The 1,519-nt window shown below is 66.3% G+C and carries 1 protein-coding gene; it reads left to right on the forward strand.

Features of this window, described 5'->3' with window-relative positions:
• The first annotated feature begins 132 nt into the window (after nucleotides 1–132).
• Nucleotides 133–924 carry a hypothetical protein gene (locus ACFYVL_RS44635; protein WP_389255933.1) on the forward strand — a complete coding sequence of 264 codons (792 nt, stop codon included), beginning with the start codon at nucleotides 133–135 and terminating at the stop codon, nucleotides 922–924.
• Nucleotides 925–1,519 lie beyond the last annotated feature (595 nt).

The following is a 1,519-nucleotide window of genomic DNA, read 5'->3' on the forward strand; positions in this document are numbered from 1 at the left end:
CGATCACCGATCGCCTTCGAGAACGCCCTCCACCGCACACCAACTACGCTGGCACCAGCCGCATAACCCGTGTTCAGGATTCGGGGTCAAGGCCCTGGCTCGCGTCCCCCGTACGGCTACATGCCCGCCCCCATGCCCGCCGAACACGGTGGGTCCGGCTGGACGCTCGTCCCGGACCCGGACGCCGTGCTGATCATTGAACGCATCGTGCGGGAATTGCTGGAGACCGAGACCGGCAAGACAAAGACCGTGTCCGCCATTGCGGCCGGACTCAACGCGGATGGCATCCCGAGCCCGCGCGACCACTGGGCAGTGAAGAACGGGCGCAAGACAGGCGGCAAGACGGGAGGGGTCAAGGGTTCGCACGTCGTCCGGGAGGTATTCAAGTGGGCCCCCGCACCGGTCTACAAGTGCAATTTCCACGCTCGGGGCGACGAGTGCGAGGCCCCCGCGCACGTCCGGGGCGATTGGGTGGACGACTACGTGACCGCCGAGTTCCTGGCACGGGTCGGGTCCGTCCAGACGATGCACATAGTTGAGATTCCCGGGTATGACCCCGAGCCGGAGCTACGCGCCACGGTGGCCGAGTTCGCCGAGCACCAGGAGCAACAGGGCCGGCAGAAATCCAAGCACTCTGCGGCAGAGTGGCAGAAGCGGGCGGACGCTCTCGACAACCGCATAGCCACGCTCGAAGCGGCAGAGAAGACCGAGCCGCAGCGCATCGTGACCCCCACGGGCCGCACGTTCGCCGACGAGTGGGCTACGAAGGACACAGCGGGCAAGCGCGCCATGCTGATTGAGGCAGGGGTTCGGCTGGACGTGCGGCGGGGTGTCCGGGCGGGTGGCGCAAGCTCGACGTACGCCGCGTGGACTTCACCATGTCCGGTGAGCTGGACCCCGCAGCGGAAGCCGTTGACGGTGTAGCAACCGCGCTGGACTCGGAAGCGCGCGGAGACGGACCGACAACGGGCGCGAGCGTACGTCTGGCCGAGCCGGTCCGTGAACTGGTGGCCGCGTAAGGCGCTCACGGCCCTTCTGAGAGCCCCGCGCGTTCAATGTGGCGTCCGGGGCTCTCGCGTGTTCCCGTGCCGCCTTTAGGCTTGTCTGACCCTTGCCGACATGGGTGCACGGGTGAGGCACGGTGCCTTACAGGTTCGTCCTGGAATGCAGTACGGCCGTGCCGCGTAGCCCCGGTAGTCCCCGTGACCGCCGGGGCTTTCTCATGCCCGCCCACGGGTACACCGGGGCTGCCCCGACCAGCGAGGGAGGCATGACGGCATGACGGTTGAGGGGTTGTTTTTGATTACGTAGAAAAAAATAGAGAGAAACCAGGACGGCACCTTGAACGTCATCCCGTCATCGCTCCCGGTCGACCAGCGGTGAGCTTCCCGAAGCCCGTACCCCCGTTGGTCCCTACTACTGGGGGGGCCTTGACCCCGAATCCTGAACACGGGTTATGCGGCTGGTGCCAGCGTAGTTGGTGTGCGGTGGAGGGCGTTCTCGAAGGCGATCGGTGATC

The organism is Streptomyces sp. NPDC004111 (assembly GCF_042874215.1).
GTDB lineage: Bacteria > Actinomycetota > Actinomycetes > Streptomycetales > Streptomycetaceae > Streptomyces.